This window comes from Haloterrigena sp. H1, assembly GCF_005938085.1.
Lineage (GTDB): Archaea > Halobacteriota > Halobacteria > Halobacteriales > Natrialbaceae > Natrinema.
Genome location: NZ_SMZK01000001.1, coordinates 2,414,596 through 2,433,005, shown reverse-complemented (window position 1 = coordinate 2,433,005; position 18,410 = coordinate 2,414,596). Strand labels below are relative to the sequence as shown.

At 57.5% G+C, this 18,410-nt stretch carries 12 protein-coding genes and 1 pseudogene; 9 read left to right on the top strand and 4 right to left on the bottom strand.

Annotated elements, in window-relative coordinates; translation table 11 throughout:
- Nucleotides 1–127 precede the first annotated feature (127 nt).
- From E2L06_RS12110 to E2L06_RS12100, 3 genes are all read left to right on the top strand, one after another.
- Nucleotides 128–1,270: a glycosyltransferase gene (locus E2L06_RS12110; RefSeq protein WP_138781769.1), complete on the top strand. Its 1,143-nt coding sequence runs from the start codon at nucleotides 128–130 to the stop codon at nucleotides 1,268–1,270.
- Nucleotides 1,267–2,304 (top strand): glycosyltransferase family 4 protein, encoded by a 1,038-nt coding sequence (locus E2L06_RS12105; RefSeq protein WP_138781767.1) that lies wholly within the window; start codon nucleotides 1,267–1,269, stop codon nucleotides 2,302–2,304. Before E2L06_RS12110 ends, E2L06_RS12105 begins: the two co-directional genes overlap by 4 nt.
- A gap of 65 nt (nucleotides 2,305–2,369) precedes the next feature.
- Complete coding sequence (locus E2L06_RS12100) at nucleotides 2,370–3,737, top strand: sulfatase-like hydrolase/transferase (protein ID WP_138781765.1); 1,368 nt, start codon at nucleotides 2,370–2,372, stop codon at nucleotides 3,735–3,737.
- Here the strand turns inward: E2L06_RS12100 and E2L06_RS12095 are convergent, their stop codons facing one another.
- Complete coding sequence (locus tag E2L06_RS12095; protein ID WP_212750775.1) at nucleotides 3,738–4,517, bottom strand: hydrolase; 780 nt, start codon at nucleotides 4,515–4,517, stop codon at nucleotides 3,738–3,740.
- A 418-nt stretch (nucleotides 4,518–4,935) separates the two neighbouring features.
- On the opposite strand from E2L06_RS12095, the gene E2L06_RS12090 reads away from it, so the two are divergent.
- Complete coding sequence (locus E2L06_RS12090; RefSeq protein WP_138781761.1) at nucleotides 4,936–5,829, top strand: alkaline phosphatase family protein; 894 nt, start codon at nucleotides 4,936–4,938, stop codon at nucleotides 5,827–5,829.
- Nucleotides 5,830–5,905: 76 nt separating this feature from the next.
- Here E2L06_RS12090 and E2L06_RS12085 read toward each other — a convergent pair whose 3' ends face one another.
- Nucleotides 5,906–7,468, bottom strand: coding sequence for an alkaline phosphatase family protein (locus tag E2L06_RS12085; RefSeq protein WP_138781759.1), 1,563 nt, complete (start codon nucleotides 7,466–7,468; stop codon nucleotides 5,906–5,908).
- 24 nt (nucleotides 7,469–7,492) lie between these two features.
- Nucleotides 7,493–8,527, bottom strand: a complete 1,035-nt coding sequence (locus tag E2L06_RS12080; protein WP_138781757.1) for a glycosyltransferase family 4 protein — start codon at nucleotides 8,525–8,527, stop codon at nucleotides 7,493–7,495.
- Nucleotides 8,528–8,615: 88 nt separating this feature from the next.
- Here E2L06_RS12080 and E2L06_RS12075 point away from each other — a divergent pair, with 88 nt between their 5' ends.
- Genes E2L06_RS12075 through E2L06_RS12060 form a run of 4 tightly spaced genes read left to right on the top strand, consistent with a single transcriptional unit; the run spans nucleotide 8,616 to nucleotide 14,810 of the window.
- Entirely contained in the window at nucleotides 8,616–10,085 is a 1,470-nt protein-coding gene (locus E2L06_RS12075) for a sulfatase (RefSeq protein ID WP_138781755.1), read from the top strand.
- Between the two features lie 46 nt (nucleotides 10,086–10,131).
- Nucleotides 10,132–11,733 carry an alkaline phosphatase family protein gene (locus E2L06_RS12070; RefSeq protein ID WP_138781753.1) on the top strand — a complete coding sequence of 534 codons (1,602 nt, stop codon included), beginning with the start codon at nucleotides 10,132–10,134 and terminating at the stop codon, nucleotides 11,731–11,733.
- A gap of 48 nt (nucleotides 11,734–11,781) precedes the next feature.
- Nucleotides 11,782–13,341 (top strand): alkaline phosphatase family protein, encoded by a 1,560-nt coding sequence (locus E2L06_RS12065; RefSeq protein ID WP_138781751.1) that lies wholly within the window; start codon nucleotides 11,782–11,784, stop codon nucleotides 13,339–13,341.
- Nucleotides 13,341–14,810, top strand: coding sequence for an oligosaccharide flippase family protein (locus tag E2L06_RS12060; protein ID WP_138781749.1), 1,470 nt, complete (start codon nucleotides 13,341–13,343; stop codon nucleotides 14,808–14,810). Before E2L06_RS12065 ends, E2L06_RS12060 begins: the two co-directional genes overlap by 1 nt.
- A gap of 47 nt (nucleotides 14,811–14,857) precedes the next feature.
- On the opposite strand, the pseudogene E2L06_RS22985 reads toward E2L06_RS12060, so the two are convergent.
- Nucleotides 14,858–14,966 (bottom strand): annotated as a pseudogene (locus E2L06_RS22985) (transposase); the annotation flags it as partial.
- 189 nt (nucleotides 14,967–15,155) lie between these two features.
- Here E2L06_RS22985 and E2L06_RS12050 point away from each other — a divergent pair.
- Nucleotides 15,156–18,062 (top strand): oligosaccharyl transferase, archaeosortase A system-associated, encoded by a 2,907-nt coding sequence (locus E2L06_RS12050; RefSeq protein WP_138781747.1) that lies wholly within the window; start codon nucleotides 15,156–15,158, stop codon nucleotides 18,060–18,062.
- Nucleotides 18,063–18,410: the final 348 nt, after the last annotated feature.

Here is an 18,410-nt window from a genome sequence, read left to right as displayed (position 1 = left end):
ATATAGTTCTGCGACGTTCTTATCAAGAGTCTTTGCGCTAAAGCAGAGCATGGGTGCGTGATACGGAGCATCTTACACTCAGCCCAAGAGGAAGAAGTTTATTATCTAACGCTCGCAATGGCCGCGCATGAGTCTCCTTTCGGCGGCTGCTGTCGCTCTTTTCGCGGTGACAGCTGTGCCATACGTCTCCTATCTCGTGCTTTACGCGTTGATTCGACCACAGGGATCGCCCGCTGACAAGGAACCTGCCGAACCCACTGTCAGTATCGTGCTCCCGACGTATAACGAGGCACAGATCGTCGAGACGAAACTCGATGATCTGCTCGCACTCGACTACCCTATGGAGAAAGTCGAGCTTGTGGTCGTCGATTCCTCAAGTGATGATACACGCGAAATCATTCGAGAGTACTTTTCGGACCTCAATGCGCCCGAACTCGTGTTGCTCGAGGAAGACGAGCGACGGGGACTCGCGCCGGCGCTCAACGACGCCTACGCTGCCGCGTCGAACGAGATGGTCGTGAAAACCGATTGTGACTCGAAGCTCTCACCGAACGTCCTTCGCGAAGCCGCCGCTAATCTTGCGGATGACGATATCGCGGCCGTGACGGGTCAAAACGTCGAAGTCCTCGGTGGGAGCGAGGTCGAATCCGGCTATCGTGGCGTCCAAAGCCACATTCAGCAGTTGGAATCTAATCTTGATTCGACGCTAATCTTTCACGGGCCGTTTTCCGCGTTCGAGAAGGATGCACTGCTTCCGATCGATCCGAACTCGCTAGCTGATGATACGGAACTCGCATTAAAGATCCGACGGCAAGGCGGACGCGTGATTTTCGATCCTGCTGTGGAGTATATGGAGGCTTCGCACTCAGAGTTCGTGAAACGCCGGAAGCAAAAGGACAGACGCGGCATGGGCCTCATTCGGTTGTTAGTACAGCATCGGGATGCTCTCGGACGGTATGGGAAATACGGCAGGATCGTATTGCCGTTCAACTGGTGGTTCATGATTGTATCGCCGTGGCTGCTGGCGGTGACGCTCATAGTCGGGACTGGAGCGGCCATCTCGCTATTCGGAGCCAGCGGATTGGTGCTTCCCGGTTTACTTGGTGTGTTCGCGTACTTGGGCCAGAAGGATCACCTTGGACCCGTGCAAGCGCTGTACTCGATATTTGACACGCAGGTGTCGTTGTTACGAGCCAGTGTCGAGCTGTTGGTTGGAGACTCGGACGGCACGTGGGATGTCGATGCTGAATTGCGAGAGGCGTTTGAATGAAGATCCTGCTTGTCACGCATCGATATCCACCGCATACTGGCGGGGTCGAAACTCACGTCCGTGAAATCGCGGTTCGTCTCGATGCCAAGGGACACGACGTGACGGTATTCAGTGCGGACGCGACGGACAACATCAACAGACAGAACGTCGACGATGGAGTTCTCGTTCGGCGGTATAGATCAGCTAGACCCGGGAATGCATTCTACATCGCGCCGCAGTTGGTTAAGGCCGTTCGCCAGTCTGATGCCGATGTCGTGCACGCGCACAACTATCACGCGTTTCCCTTGTTATTTGCCGCGCTCGGCGTTACAGGGCAGCAGTTTGTCGTGACGACGCATTATCACGGAGAAAGCAATAGCGATATTCGAAACGCGTTACTGGAACTCTATCGGCCGCTTGGACGGTGGGCCATTCGACGTGCCGACGATGTTATCGCTGTAAGCGATTGGGAACGTAAGCAATTGCAAGCTGACTTCGGTGTCGATGCGACCGTAATTCCGAACGGTCTAAACAAGGACCGGTTCGCGAACGCCGCTCCTGAACCGAACGCTGAGCCCTACCTGCTATGTGTCGGCCGGTTAGAAGAATACAAGGGTATTCAATACGCGATCCGTGCACTGTCTGAACTCCCTGGATACAAACTTCTGATTGCCGGACGTGGACCGTACATGAAAGCGCTGAAACAGATTGTCAGCGAAGAGGGCGTCGCGGACAGAGTGACGTTTCTCGGTTACGTGGCCGATGATCGATTACCTGGGCTGTACGCTGGAGCCACGGCGTATGTAACTCTCTCAGCAGTTGAATCATACGGAATGACGGTCGCGGAGGCGCTGACGGCTGGAACACCGTGTGTGGTCAGGGAATCTGGCGCCCTTGCGGGCTGGGCCGACCGAGACGGATGTGTCGGAGTCGACTCCATGACACCAGCTGCAATCGCAACAGCCGTTCGCGAGGCGATCAACTGCGATGTTGACGCGGCCACCGTCCCTGACTGGGACGACATCGTCGAACGCATCGTCGACCAATACGATTGACAGCATCTCGAACGTCGAAGCGGAAGGTGCATATTATTTTTACTACCGCCTAACTTCGAGTCCACATGAACGTCCTCTTGGTGACCGTCGACTCGTTGCGTGCCGACCGGGTGTCTTCGACTCTGATGCCCGCAACCCGGTCGTTCGCCGACGACGCCTTAGATTTCACGCAGTGTATCGCCAACGGGCCGTCGACGCCCGCGTCATTCCCAGCTATCCATGCCAGTCGCCACTTCGCCAGTATCGAAGGGTTAGGTATTCCGCCCCGTGACGAGGACAGTGATATCCGAACGCTGGCGGAAGTACTGTCTGCGACAGGATACGCGACTGCGGGGTACACGGACAATCACTTCGCCAGCGGATCGTACCACTATGATCGTGGATTTGATACGATGCACGACGCCAGTGGAACGGCCGAAGCTGGGCGGCTCAAACAGTTCGTTCAATCGAATCTCGACAAGGACAGTATACTGTTCAAAACGATCGAAAGCGTGTACAACCACGCCGACGCGCTCTTCGCCAACGCCACGGGTAATGACAGCGAGTACGAGCGTGCAGCGTCGTTAAACAAGCGTGCACTAAACTGGATCGAGGAGCAGTCTGACGACTGGTTTACTTGGCTCCATTACATGGACGTCCACCACCCTTATGAGGCACCTGACGAGTATCAGCGGCAGTTCCTCGAGGAATCGCTTTCGCTGTCACGCTGTCGCGGACTCGCTCGGAAGGGGACTCACCATCCTGAGGACGTAACCGACGAGGAGTGGGATCTAATTCGTGGACTCTACGATGCCGAGTGTGCCTACGTGGACGATCAGTTCGAGGCGCTGCTGAAGGCGCTTCGCGAACGTGACCTCCTTGATGAGACGGTACTCCTCTTTACCGCTGATCACGGCGAACTTGTCGGTGAACACGGCCACGCCGGCCATCCACCGGAGTTCTGGGAAGGAATCATCCGCGTTCCGTTCATCCTCTACCACCCCGAACGTGGTGATGATACCGTAGACGGACAGATCCGTCTCCTCGACGTGGCACCGACGATCGCTGACGCTATCGGCCACGACGCCTTCGACGGGTGGCAAGGAGCATCAGCGCTCGCAGTTGCCGACGGTGAAGCCGACGCGCGTGAGTACGCCTTCGGTGACGTAGGACGGCAGGTCGAATATGGACGGTGTTGCGCGCGTCGCGCCGATGGTTGGAAATCACTGCGTCACGACGAGGGGGAGTTCTGCTTTGACGTGACCGAGACACCGGCAGAAGATCCTGCAGACGATCGCTCTGGCGACGCGCTGTCCGAGTGCGAGGAGCTATCCCAGGCACTGGAAGAGCACCAGAAGCAGATGCAGCGGTTGCGGGAGGGAGGGTCAGTGGGTGTCGCGGAAGATGATCAAATGGTTGAGGAGCATCTGCGTGATCTCGGCTATATGGAGTAGCTACAGATATCCCAGCGCACCGAGTTTTTCTTCGATCTTACCCTGGTCGACGCCGATTTCTCGCTCGGGAACGTAGCTTTCGGTGTCGTTCGCGGTCGTCTCGTACCATGGCACGTTCCGGATCGGCTTGAGCGGTACCTTTGGATGACCGTATACACCAAACTCGCCCGCTGCGTTCCCATGGTCAGCGCTGATAACGACTGTCTCGGCATCGAGGTTCTCGAGCAGGAGTGTCACATCGTCAAGGACGTAACGAAGGTTCTCGCGGTACGACGACCAGAGAGTTTCCTGATCCAGTTCGCCACGCTGGAGGCGATGCCACGGCGAGTCCCATCCCTCGCCGTCACCGAGCGTTTCAGCGTTCATCCCATCGCTGAGCGGCTCCGGAACTGACGGGAAATGCGGTTGCATATAATGGATTATCAGCCGTTCGCAGTCGTTCTCTCGACCCGCAGTAATCGCTCTGTCAGTGATAGCCCGGGCTGGGATCGTCCCCCGTTTCTCGTCCCATTCGTAGCGCCATACTTCATCGAGGACGAGCAGATCCTCTGTAGAGAGCACCCGCTTGCTGAACGGGTTTCCAGTGATATACGCTGTCTCCCCCATTTCATGCGTGTATTCGTCTACAAACGTGTTCTCTAGCCACTCAATCGACGAGCTTCCGACGGACGTCAACATCTGGGGGTCGTCGAGAAACGAGTACTCGTCTGCAACTTCTTCAAGCAGGTCGACTCGACACGCGTCCAGAAGGACCAGCACGTCCCAGTCGCGTTCGTACACATGCTCTCCACCAGAATATAGTAAGTTTGTACGGCGGAGTCCGCCGAGATAGAGCTCATACAAACTCTCTTTGATGCCGCCGACTGGATCACTCTTGATCCGCCCAGCGGTATCTGAAGCCCAATCAGCGAGCGTCATGCCGTATCACATGGGTCAGGCAACTGCTCTGTACTCGATTCATGCGTAATTCTTTCTCTTACAAGACTAATAGTCTCCGCTATGGCTGATATGGCGAGCCGTGGTCGCAGCTACGGACGAAAGAACAAGATCCCGACTCGTTTCTGCACCAAATGATCGTGTAAGGGTGTTCGCGACTACCGATCAAAAAGATGCACAGACTCGCTTCGGCCTGGCTCAATTTCGATCAGATGGCCGCCAACCGATTGTTATTAGACATATTAGGGAATAATAGTCATCAATGATCGTTCTCGGGATTGACGCGGCCGATTATCGGCTCGTCAAACGGTGGAATCTCGAAAACCTACTGCTAACCAATCACGCTTCTCTCGAGACGTTTTCACACTCACTGGACACTCCGGCAACAATCGAGGTGTGGCCCTCAATCGCGACTGGCCTTCCGCCTGAGGAACATGGCCTCTTAGGTGGTAGTAGAGACAACCTCGAGTGGGAAAACCCAATACTTAGACTCGGTAGTCGACTCACCAGTTACCTGCCAACAGAAGCTAGATATCAGCTCGGCCGACCATTCCGCGGGAATACATCGCTCGAGTCGCCCCAGATCGATGACGCTATCTCGCATCTTTTCGATGCCGGAGCTGTGCGTAACTGGCCGGGAATAACACCTGCCCGCGAGTGGGGTCGAGCGAGCGAGTGGTTCGGCCAGGTTTCTCGAGGTGAACTCTCAGATAAAGAGTATGTCCAGCTAGAGGTGGCAAATGACGGACAGGTTCTCGGGTGGCTCAAAGCACAGGCACTGACAGATGCGTCACTCGCTGGCGCACATATTCATGGCCTTGACCACCTTGGACACGTCTACGCGGAACGGCCAGAGAAACTCCGGGAGGGATACGAAATAATCGATACGTTGGTCGGTCAGCTCCGAGAAGTCGCAGAGGACCTCGTGATAGTCTCTGATCACGGAATGCAACAGACATTGACTGACGATTCGGATCCTGGCGTCCATTCATGGCATGCGATGGTTTCGACAACTATGGACGGAGAACTTCCGGAATCGGTGTTCGATGTCCGGTCATGGGTTGAGCAGCGTCTTGAGCAGGAGGACGGTCCAGCGACCGATCCAGCGACGATCGATGCACCTGAAGATCACCTGAAAGAACTCGGCTATTTGTAACGACGGCAACGGCGACGACGCAGAAGACGGCGAGGGTCACGTCACGTGGGGACTCTATTAGCCAGCGACTCCATCGCTATTCCATATACCCTAGCTCCCGCAGCGTCTCTTCGACTTCTGGACCAACTTCGCGTCTGTCCGTCCCGGTCGCGGTCGGTGGTCCCCGATCGACCGATCGTGCCGCAGGTTTTCCGGTTAACACGTCGAACCGTACGTCTCCGTCGACGTCCTTCGGGACAGGAGCGCCGAAATAATGCAACAGCGTCGGCGCGAGGTCGTATAGTTCGAGATCTGCGGCTTCGTCAGCAATATCGTCGCCCCACGCAGCGAACACACCGGTCCGGCGGTGAGTCGCTAGCCATTCGGTCTCCTCACCGAACACCTCGCCGCCGATCGACTCGGGTGCATCGATGCCCGGCGCATATTCAACGAGGAGGTCAGGACCACGAGGTCGATCTCCGGTATAGACCTCAGTCGGGTCATAGACTGCGGTCACCACAGGGTCACCCGTGGGCGTCTCCTGATTCTCGAGACCGTCGGCAAGGTCTGCTGCGTAGCGGTCGGCAGCGTCGTCGCTCGCGAATGCATCCCGATTGATGTAGATCGGCCCACGCCCGAGCGAAATTACCTTGGTCCGACTCCAGTCGATTTCGGCGTCCTGGATCGCGACTCGTCCGCTCTCGCTCGGAAAGAGCCGCTGGACTGACTCGGGGACCAGCGACTGGGCAAGATTGACCAGGCCCAGTTTACCGACGAGCCGTTTAAGCCGTTCCTCAGTGAGACCTACGCTCGACAGCACGTCTCGGGTCTCAGACTCCTCGATTACGAGGTCGCCGCGATCAAGCAGCCACTGATTGGCGAGGAATATCTCGTCGATCTTCTGGAATCCGTGGTCGCTCAGCAGGACAACCGCCTCCGCGTCGTCGCGCTCAAGTAGGTCCGCGAGCAGGTCGTCGACATGTTCGTAGGCTGCTCGCAGCTTCTGTGGCCGGTCCCAGAGACGGTGTTGAAGTGTGTCGGTCGCGAACAGCGTGGTGTGGACGAGATCGCAATCCTTCTCATCGGCAAGCCACGTAGCAGCGTGAAACCGTTGTTCGAATAACGTCGTCGCCTCATCGACCAGCTCGTCTGGCGTTGCCTCGTCGAGTACGAGATCCGGCTTAACGCGGTAGTCGGGGATCGACTCAAGCAGATCTTCCTTCAAGGAGTCGGGAGCGGTAAACCGCTTGCGTTCACTTGCGGGACTACCGGCGATGATAAAGGTTCGACCGCCGTCTGTGGTCTGTGTCCCGTCGTCCGGTGGATGTGTCGTCGGCATGTTGATGACGCCGGCCCGGTGTCCTCGCTCTGCCAGTACGTCCCAGTACTCCCGCGATCGGAAGTCGCCAGCGTCGTTGGCTGAGATCTCGTCGGTGTCTCGATCGTAAGCGAACCACTCATAGACGCCAAGCTTTCCCGGAGTTTTTCCGGTTGAGTAACACTTCCAGGCAGGGAAAGTGACGGGTGGAAGAGTGCTTTTGAGGTCGCCAGCGACACCTTCGTCCAGTATACGGTCGAAGGTGGGAAGGTGTCCCTCCTCGATCCAAGGCCGTAATAGCGACCAGTCGGCCCCGTCGAGACCAACGACATAAACGGTCATGTGTGACCAGTCGCCTTCTCCCGGCTAAAGTTCTTTGAGTACTGCACGGAATGCCTCGCGAAACGCAGTCATTCTGGACTCGGGATCGAACCGGGCTCCGCGTTTCCGAGCGTGAGTCGAGAGCTCCTGCCGATCGTCGATATCACGCTCGAAATATGCATTGACGCCACGAGCGAGCGAATCCGCGTTCGGATCCACGACGAGTGACGGATCGATCGCGCTGGCCTCAGAGCGGGTTCCAGTCGTCCGCGTGACCAGCGGAACGAGCCCGGCACGCATCGCCTCGAGCGTGCTCACCGGGAACGTGTCCATCCGCGACGGCTGGACGAACAGCGATGCCGGTGTGAACGCGTCGGCAAGCGCCTCGACATATCCCTGGACGCGGACACCTGGCGTCTGAGCATACGCTTCGGGGTGGCCGCTCCCGACGACGTGGAGTTCGGCGTCTGGAATCGTCTCGCGAACCTTGGGCCACGCCTCTACGAGCATGTCTACACCCTTGTACTCCCACGGACGGGCGACGGTCACCGCGACGTTCGACTCGAGGTCAGGAGTCACGTCGCCGAGTGCGTCGTACGTGTCGGGCTGAATGAACGGATGGGCGATCTCGATCGGCGTATCCGGACCGACGATAGGGCGAGTAAACGCCGCAGCGAATTCCGAGACTGCGATGACGCCGTCGATACCGTGTCGCCCGACGGAGCGAACTACAGGCGTCCCAAACCTGCCAATCATCGACTTCAACGCCGAATCGCCCTCGAAATCCGCGTTCCCAAGTCGGTAAAAGCCGTGATCAGCACAGAGATAAACCAGTTTCCCGTCGCGGGCGAACCGACGAGTCAGCGCAGCGTATAACGGCCGCGATCCTTCGACAAGGTAGACATCATAGTCGGGATAGACGAGTCCGTTAAGCGTATCCTCGAGTATCGTTCCCTCGAGCGGGCCGACGTCGAGCCGGTGATAGTCAACAAGGTCCGCACCAATCGCTTCCGCGAAACCGCGGTGGGCCGGGTGCGGATCCTGGTGGAGCATCGCCACGCGGGCGGCGTCAGGATCCATGATTGGGAGAGTGTCTGATAAATAAATAAACCTCTTGCTCGGGAGTGGAACCTTTGGACTTTAATATATCAATTCCACTGCTACGAGTATGGTTGATCAGCCGAACATTCTTCTTTTGATATTTGATACGCTCCGGGCTGACGCGCTCTCGTACGGTGACGGTACATTCCCCGTCGAGACCGAAACGATCGATAAAATAGTCAGGCGAGGAACGGCATTCGATAGCGCCTTTGCTGTCGGACCATGGACGCCACCGTCCCACGGTGCGATGTTCTCCGGTCGCTATCCGAATTCAACCGGTTTCAATGGTGCGTGGCCGACTATGCCGGATTCACTTCCACTTCTCGCGGACTGGTTCGCTGACCGTGGTTACCAGACATATGGAATCCCTGGCCCGGCCAAAATGGGATCGGAAACTGGCCTTGATCGTGGTTTCGATCACTACTATGAAGTATATGAAGAGGTAGCCGAACGTCCGTCACTGGCCTATTTCAAACAGCTTCTAACGGATCCTCTCATCCGTCGAGACTTCGTTCGACTTGTCGGACGCGGTAACGACTACTACACCGAAATCAAGTTCGAGAAACTCAGAAAGTGGCTTGATAACACGAGTGAACCCTTTTTTGCAATGGCGAACCTGACGACGGTCCACGCACCTTACGACCCTCCCCGTCCCTACAAGCAGGAAGCTACGCCAGAACTGTCGCGACCCCGGTACGGACTGAGCGAGGAACTGCTTAACAAACCCTGCGAATACGACAACCCCACGGTCAACGACGACCGGTTATTTGCCGCAGCCGACGGTGCGGACGCACAGAGTATCGCGTTGCGATATCGCGATGACCCATCCTCGCTTTCGATGGCCGAAGTCGAAGTACTTAGACGGTGGTACGCTGCAAGCTTACGATATCTCGACGATCGGCTTTCGACTTTCTTTGATTGGTTCTCCAGCGAATCACTGGCTGATAATACGATTATCGTGCTCACGTCCGACCACGGCGAACTATTCGGTGAGCACGATGCTATGTATCACGGTAACTTCCTCTACGACGAAATCACTCACGTACCACTTATATTCGCTGGCCCGGGCGTTCCGGCAGGCGAACGACGCACTGATCTCGTATCACATATCGATTTGTTCGCTACGCTCTGTGACTTCTGTGGGCTTGAAGCGCCCGTAACCGATGGAATTGAACTATTTGGGAAACGGCGCCGTGAAGCTGTCTTTATGACCGAAGCACCGTCTGATCTTCATGAGACCAGCGCTGCGAGTAACGTTTCAGCAAACACTCTACGGGAGTTTGAGCTCGGTCGGAAGTCAGTACGCACCAGCGACTACCGATTCGAGCTGCGGTCCGACGGCTCCGAGCGTCTCTACCGGCTCCCGGATGAGACACTCATCGACGACCCTGATGAGTCGATCATCGAAGGCCTCCGAGACAGGGTAATCAAGACGCTTGGAGCGGAATTCAATGATTCGAGAGGGGAGGCCGATGTCGATGACGATCTCAGTGCCGGTGTCAGGCGGAACCTCCGTGAACTTGGATATATTGAATAGCTCGACGAAAAGCAGTTTTAAGCCCCACGGACTGCTGAGTCGAGATATGCAGACCCTTTTGGTCGGACTCGACGCTGCCTGCTTTCCGGTGCTCCGGCCCTTATTTGAGGATGGCGAGTTGCCACACCTTGAGACGGTGTTCAAAGACGGGACAGCAGGCCGCCTAGAGTCACAGATTCCGCCTTGGACGGCAAGCGCGTGGCCGTCGCTATACACGGGGGTCAATCCCGGGAAACACGGCGTCTTTGACTTTCTGCGGTTCGACGGCTATGACTGGGACATTGTGAATTCGACCGACGTTCGCCAGCGGACCCTCTGGGAGTACGCCGACGAAGCTGGAATGACAAGCGTCGTAATCAATGCCCCGGTGACGAGTCCACCGCCAGACATCGATGGTGCAGTTATTCCAGGATATCTCGCTTCCGAGAACCCACAGTGTCACCCCACAGGAATCCTCGACGATGTTCGCGATGCGATCGGCGGCTATCGCGTCTACGCTCGTCGAGAGACCGACGAGCGCGCTGGCGCGGAAAAGTTCGACGACTACCTCGAACTCAGTCGGATGCGCGGCGAGGCGTTTCGCTATCTTACCGATAGGTTCGATCCCGAATTCGGATTCATCCAGTTCCAGAAGACCGACGCAGTATTTCATGACTTCCCCGGCGATCACGAGAAAGTTAGACATATCTATCGGGCTGTCGACAAGCAGGTCGGCGCGATTCTCAACGAGTGCGATCCAGACACTGTCATCGTCGCCAGCGATCACGGTATGGGCGAGTACGAGGGTTACGAGTTCCGGGTCAACCGATACCTCAGGGAGGCCGGTATCGTCGAGACAACGACGGAAGGACAGGGTGTCCCCTCATGGTTCCAGATCAAAGACGAGCGGCTGACCGAAAGCGAGACAGACAAGGCTGGTTCTCCAGTTCTTGAGCGCCTCGCCGGTGCTGCGGCAAGTGTGGGATTAACGTACCAGCGGGGCAAGATGATCCTCGAGACACTCGGTCTTGCCGAATTCGTCGGTAAACGTGTCCCCGTCAGTGCCGTCTTTGCTGCGAGCGATGCAGTCGATTTTCGAATGTCACGGGCGTATCTACGCTCACCTTCGGAGCTAGGCCTTAGACTGAACGTCGAAGGTCGCGATCCCGACGGCGTCGTCTCTGCTGACGAGTATGAGATCGTCCGTGATGAGATCATCACGCTTCTGGCCGAAGCCACGACTCCAGACGGAATGCCGGTGTTTGAGGAAGTAGTTGAACGCGAAGAGTATATCCATGGTCCCTACGCCGACGAGGCAGTCGACATCCTTACCATTCCGAACGACTTCCAACACTCCTTATCTGCGGTCGTCGGTCGCCAGTTCGGTGATCCTGAACCGTATAATCACAAACGGAATGGGGTCATCGCGCTCGCCGGTGCAGGCATCGATACCGACGCCGAACTCGTGAACGCGCAGTTGTTCGACGTCGCGCCGACAGTGCTGGCGTCGCTGGGTATTGCTCCTGCTAAGACGATGGATGGGGACGTTCTCGGGATGCTCGACACGCCCGAGCCGACATCCTACCCCGAATACACGGTCCGCGAACAGACCGCAACCGAGGACGATGAGGTCGCCCAGCGACTCTCGGACCTCGGCTATCTGGAGTAGCCGACGTGGAACACATTCCTTTTGCCGGTTGTCTGCATCATGGCGCACATGATCATCCTTGGACTCGACGGAGCTACCTTCACGCTCATCGAGCCGTGGGTGGCCTCTGGCTGCCTCCCAAACTTCGAGCGGCTTCTTGAGGAGAGTGCCCATGGTGAACTCGAAAGCACGATCCCCGAGATTACGGTGCCGGCGTGGCCCGCCTTCGCGACGGGTCGTGATCCGTCGGAGCTGGATATGTATGGGTTCACTCACTTCAATCGAGGAACTCGAGAGAACGACCTGAGCCACGACGAGTTCGTCCCTGGCAAGATGTGGGACGTCGTTGACGATCAAGGTGGCTCGTCGGTCGTATTCAATATCCCTGGTTCGTACCCGTGGCAGGAGATCGACGGTACCATTATCGCGGCCGCCCCCGAGTACAAAGACGAGTACGCGCAGCCGCCGGAACGGTGGGGAGAGTTGACAGACCTCGTCGACGGCTACAAACTCCGTAACGACGAGCCGCCGGGATCGCGCGCCTATGTCGACTTGAGCCTTGAGTTGATCAGCAAGCGCTTCGATGCATTTGAGCACTTCGTTCGGACGGAGTCACCCGACCTAGCTGTCGGTCTGATTCGGGCGACTGATCGCGTCGCCCACCACTACTGGGGCGATGAGGACGTTCCGCCAGCATCGCCGGACAATCCAGTGTTTGAGATCTATCGTCGTGTTGATGAGCGCCTTGGTGCCTTTCTCGACGCACACGCCGACGAAGATATCATTGTAATGAGTGATCACGGCTTCGAGAAAGTCCGTGCAAACTTCGCAGTTAATGTCGTCCTCGAACAGGCCGGCCTCGTTTCACTGACAGACTCTGGTGACACGACTAAGGCGGCACTCGGGTCGGCCCGTGATATTGCAAGTGACGTTCTGGGTCGCGCGGGACTGCTGACGCTGGCCCGGAAGGTGGTCCCTGAAAGTGCACTTACTGACGTACCGACTGGCGATACCCTCGGGCTTGACAATGCTTTGAGCATGGGCCGTATCGATTGGACGGAGACGCAAGCGATCGCGGATGTGGGGCAGAAGACGACGATGGTGTACATTCTCGAAGACGATGCCGACGAGATTGATCACATCCAAAGCCGCGCGGAATCTGCTCTCCGTGAGAGTGCCAAGCAGGCGGGACTTGACGTACGGTTCAAGCGGCTCGAGCGTGCCGGTCCCCACACGCCCGACCTCTGTATGATCATCGAAACACCAGAAGTCCACGCCTCATCCCGGTTTGATGCTCCAGACACATTGTTTGAGGTCGACACGAGTGGACACGCTCGCGAAGGGATCTTCCTGGCCCACGGTCCGTCGTTCCGCGATGGGACTGTCGACGGTGCTAGTCTGGTGGACATCGCACCTACTGTCTTGCACGCGCTCGGGTACCGGTTGCCGGAGTCGATGTCCGGCAACGTACTCTCGATCTTTGCGAACGATGCTGACTCTGCTCAGCGCGACCCTGAGTACTACGACTTTGTCGGATCTGACGCCGTTGCCGCTGGTGGGGTTTCTGGTGATGATGAAAAGGAAGACGAAGTCAAAGATCGACTGCGGGAACTTGGCTACCTTGAGTAATGAAGGTCGGCACGGAGATTTCGAAGCGGTTTGCGACGAACATATTCGGAACTATCGCTGGATTTCTCGGGACAGTCCTCTTCACTCGTGAACTCGGATTCGATGGAATCGGTATCTATGCGATCTTCTTTAGCGTTCAGATGGTGGCAGCGAACCTCGTCAGCTTTGGACTATACCCGACTCTCACAAAACGGGTCAGCGAGAAGAAACACGAAGCGCGTCAATTCACGAGCGGCGGGCTGATCCTTCTCGGCGGTGTCGCCATAGTAACCGTTGTATCGCTGGGATTTCGCGATCAAATAAACAAGTTAGTAGGTGTCGACGCCGCGCTGCTCGTTCCACTCGGTGTTCTGTCGTGGGGCCTGTTTCGACTCTCGGGATCGTTTCTGGAAGGCAAACAGCGGGTCGCTCTCGTTGGCGCGATAGAGAATGGCCGGTACGCGCTTATCGTACCGATTCAAGCCGCACTGATCGCTTTGGGGTTCGGCGTTCTCGGTCTTATTTGGGGGCTGATAGCCGGACAGTTCCTCGTTTTCCTGATTTCATATGTCGGATTCGCACGTGTCGTCCCCGCACGACCCTCGATAGAACTGTTTCGGGATTTTATCCACTATTCCAAATACGCGTACGTTCAGAGCGTTACCAGCCAACTGTTTAAGCAAGCAGATTACATACTACTCGGGCAGTTCGTCGGACCCGGAGCGGCCGGCGTTTACCAGAACGTGTTCCGGATCACTGAAGCGTCAATGTTGTTCTCGTCCGCACTGGCCCAGGTCACGTTCCCGCAATTCTCGGCTCTGACGGAGGAGGGAGATGATAAGCGGATCGCTGATCTATTGACGAGTGTGTTTACGTACGCCGGTTTGTTTGCGGTTCCGATGATCGGTGGGGGAGCCGTGATCGGTAATTCGCTCTTGTTGACGATCTACGCTAATAGCGCAGGGACGTTCTCCCTTCCTGTCATCGGTATCGTCGGTACGGCAAACGCCTTAATTCCGGTACTTGCTGTAGCAAACTTGCTCAATGGCTATCGAGAAGGATTAGAACATTTCTTCCTTGGGACAGACCGACCACGGCTTTATGCAGCTAGTGGTGCCCTTCTCATATTTGTATATGCGCTGTTATCGGTTCCTCTTACACTATTGGCTGGTTCGTGGGGCGTTGCGTGGGCGACCGTCCTCGCGTTTGGTGCGAGTGTCGTCAGTCTACTCGTCTTTCTCGATCAGCAAATCCCGCCATCGGCGCTCAAGGATGTCGGATCACAGTTCGTCTCGATGGTAGTTATGACCACCATCGTATACGGCCTCAAGTTGCGACTTGGCGGTGCATTCGGATGGTTCCGGATCACATTACTGATTGGAATCGGTGCCATGACCTATTTCGTGATTCTGCTGGCACTGAACGAGAGGATTCGCATCGACGCAGTCAATGTAATTCGCGATCTTTGCAGCGAATTCCTATCCAGTTGACATCCTCCCGCGCCTCAAGTCGCGGGAATCCCGACTGGGTCGGGATATTACGGTTCGCGGTTGACGACCTGTTCTCGTGGGGCGAACATCCTCACTCCAGTTGAACAGGTGAACCGCTGGCTGTGCCAACCAGCCGTTATCCCTATCTCCCCCATCAGGTATTGCGCCTGCTCCGCGTATAATCTCAGAACGAATTCAGCTATCATTGACGAGAGTCCCCGTCTGCGCCTATTGCGATACACAACCTCAATGAAAAGCCAGAGTCGATTCCTTTGTCCTTAGCGGGTATCAAAAGAACGCTGTATATGACAAGGCTTATTCTTGACTTGGGTCTGGTGCAACCTAATGAGTACAGACACCGAACACGTTGAGGAAGGAGCCGAAACCACCTTCCTCAAGTCGTGGCGGGACTGGTATCACCTCCCCGTACTCGGGGTCGTGATACTGTTCATGCTCTGGGTACGCACCCAGTCGTACGACCGGTTCGTCACTGACGACGGTACGCCCGCGCTCGCGGGCATCGACTCGTGGTATCACTGGCGGACGATCAACTGGACTGCCGAGAATTATCCACACACGATGCCCTACGAGGTCTGGACGGGGTTCCCAACTGGTACCTACGTCGGTCAGTTTGGCACGCTGTACGACCAGCTCATCGTCACCGCGGCGATGATTATCGGTCTGGGCGATCCGTCACAGCAAACCCTATACACGGTCTCGTTGCTTGCGGTGCCAATCATGGCAGCGCTCGTCGCGATCCCCGTCTTCTATGCGGGGCGGCGACTCGGCGGGACGCTCGGTGGACTTGTTTCTGCCCTCGTTATCGCGCTCTCGACAGGACAGTTCCTCTCTCGCTCGACAGTCGGCCAACTCGACCACCAGGCTGTCGAGCCGCTTTTCATGGCAATCGCGGTTGTCGCGATGATGGTCGCCGTTACCGTGGGCGAGCGCGAGAAACCGATCTACGAACTGATCGTCGAACGGGACTGGACCGCCCTTCGGACACCTGCGATCTATAGCGCCCTTGCCGGAGTTGCGCTGACGCTGTACATCTGGGTCTGGCCGTCGGCGGTTCTGCTCGTTGGTATCTTCGGCGTCTTCTTCGCCGTTCAGCTCTGTCTCGACTACGTCCGCGGTGTGTCACCGGACCATATCGCGTTCGTCGGCGCGGTCAGCCTCGGTGTGACTGCTATCCTGGCAGTATTATTGATTGAACAACCTGGTAGTACGAGCCCGACGAACCTGGGACTCCTCCAGCCGCTGGCAGCCCTCCTCGTCGCCGCTGGCTGTATCTTCATGGCCTGGCTCGCCCGAGAGTGGAACGATCGTGGCCTCGAGCGCCGCTACTACCCTGCTGCGATCGCGGGCATCATCGTCGCCGCAGTGGCCGTCATGTGGCTTGTACTTCCCGGACTCTACAGCACGCTCATCGGAAACCTCACGAGCCGGATGATCCCGCTCAACCCCGGTACGGGGACACTCACCATCGTCGAGGCCCAGCCGCCGGACGACTTCTTAAACCGCGTCTTCACCGAGTTCGGCAGCGCGTTCTACACGATGCTTGCCGGCCTCGCGTTCCTCGCGATCCGCCCACTCTTCGGCCGCAAGTTCCGTGCCGAACATACCCTCGTCATCGTCTGGTCGCTGTTCCTGATCAGCATGGCCGCGACGCAGGTGCGGTTCATGTACTACCTCGTGCTCGCGGTCGCGATCGTCAACGCGGCGTTCATCGCGGAACTCGTGCGCCTCTTTAACCTCGACCTCGAGAGCGGTCTCGACTCCATCAGATCCCTCGAGACCTACCAGGTGATCGCCATCGCGCTCGTGGTCTTGCTCCTCTTTGTCCCAGTCTTGCCGCCACTCGCCCAGGCAACGGCGTGGGAGGTCGGTGAATCGACGGGGCCCAACTCCGACGCCATGACGTGGGAAGCGTCGAACGAATGGCTGCAGGAGAACACGCCCGCGCCGGGGAACTACGGCGGAGCGGACAACGCCGACCAGCTCGACTACTACGGCACGTACAATCCGGGTGACGGAGACTTCGAGTATCCGGAGGGTGCCTACGGCGTCATGTCGTGGTGGGACTACGGCCACCTGATAACGACGCAAGCTGAGCGGATCCCCCACTCGAATCCGTTCCAGCAGAACGCACGCTCGTCGGCGGCGTTCTTGACCGCCGAGTCTGAAGAACGCGGCGAACTGGTCCTCGAGGGGATCGCGGCTGGCGAACCCGTCGCCGATCGCTCGACCGACGAGCTTCGACAGGCGGTCTCGAGCAACGAGTCGGACGAGCAGCTCCGCTACGTGATGATCGATTACGCGATGGCCGGCGGGAAGTTCGGGGCGATCACCCAGTGGACCGGTCCCGACTACGGCCATTACGTGACGCCGGACGACTACAGCGGCCAGCCGATCAGCGCCAACGAGGTCGGCCAAGTCTTTGGCGACCTGCCGTACGACGACACGATGGTCTCGAAGCTGTACTTCGACGACACCAGTGACATGGAACACTACCGGCTCGTTCACGAGAACACCGACGCCGGGACGGCCTTTTTCGTCAGCTATGCACGGGTTAGTGACGGCCAGGTCGTCCACCTCGGCGAAAACGGCCAGCCGGTCCAACCCGGACAGGGACAGCCTGCCGTAGTCGTCAACCGGCGCGTCTCCCAGCAGACACTGCTCCAGCTCCAGAACAGCCCGAACTACCGGGTCTTCGATGCCAAGAGCGCGGCCGCCGTGAAAACGTTCGAACGCGTCGAGGGTGCGACGATCACCGGCACCGCCGGCGACAGCGTGGCGGACACCGAAAACGCCACGGTTGCGGCTACGGTCGAACTCGAGACGAATTCCGGCCGGACGTTCAACTACACGCAACGTGGCGACCTCGCGGCCGACGGCAGCTTCGAACTAACTGTGCCGTATGCGACGAACGACGAACTCGGCGTCGAGGACGGCTACACTAACAGCAGCGTCGAGGCGACTGGTGACTACACCGTCACCGTCGTTTCGAACGGCGACGGCGAGTCGACCTACTACAGCGGCGAGACGGCTGTCCCCGAACCCGCAGTGGTGGACGGCGACAGCGTCGACGTCACACTCGAGGAAGTCGCGACGCCGCCGAGCAACGTGGCGGACGGGAACGAAACTGACGACGGATCGACCGACACAGAAGGCACCGACTCGTCAGGGAACGGAACTGAAACTGAGTCTACTAACGCGCTCGCGCCGGTAGCGGTCGAACCGGCACACTGAATGAGACTGGCCGCGACAGTTCGCGTCGCGGCTCGGCGTTGAGCCTAGTTTGCTGTGCGGCTGTTTTTGATCGGCGCTGACATCGAGACGACGACACGGATGGCGGTATCCGACAGAGCAATCTGACATCCGAGTTCGATCGACAGCGTCTGTCGCAGCGTCCTCGATGTCACAGATCGTTTCGTGATGTGTCTCTGTGATGTGACATAGCCACCGACGCGAGCGAGTAGCCACCGCCTCGTTCTATCCGACAGTATCTCCCCGAGAAACCGCTGTAAGCCGCCAATCACGGTGCCAAGTACGTCTGTTGCTCAATTATGTAAAGTTGTATATGTAAGTATAAGGTAA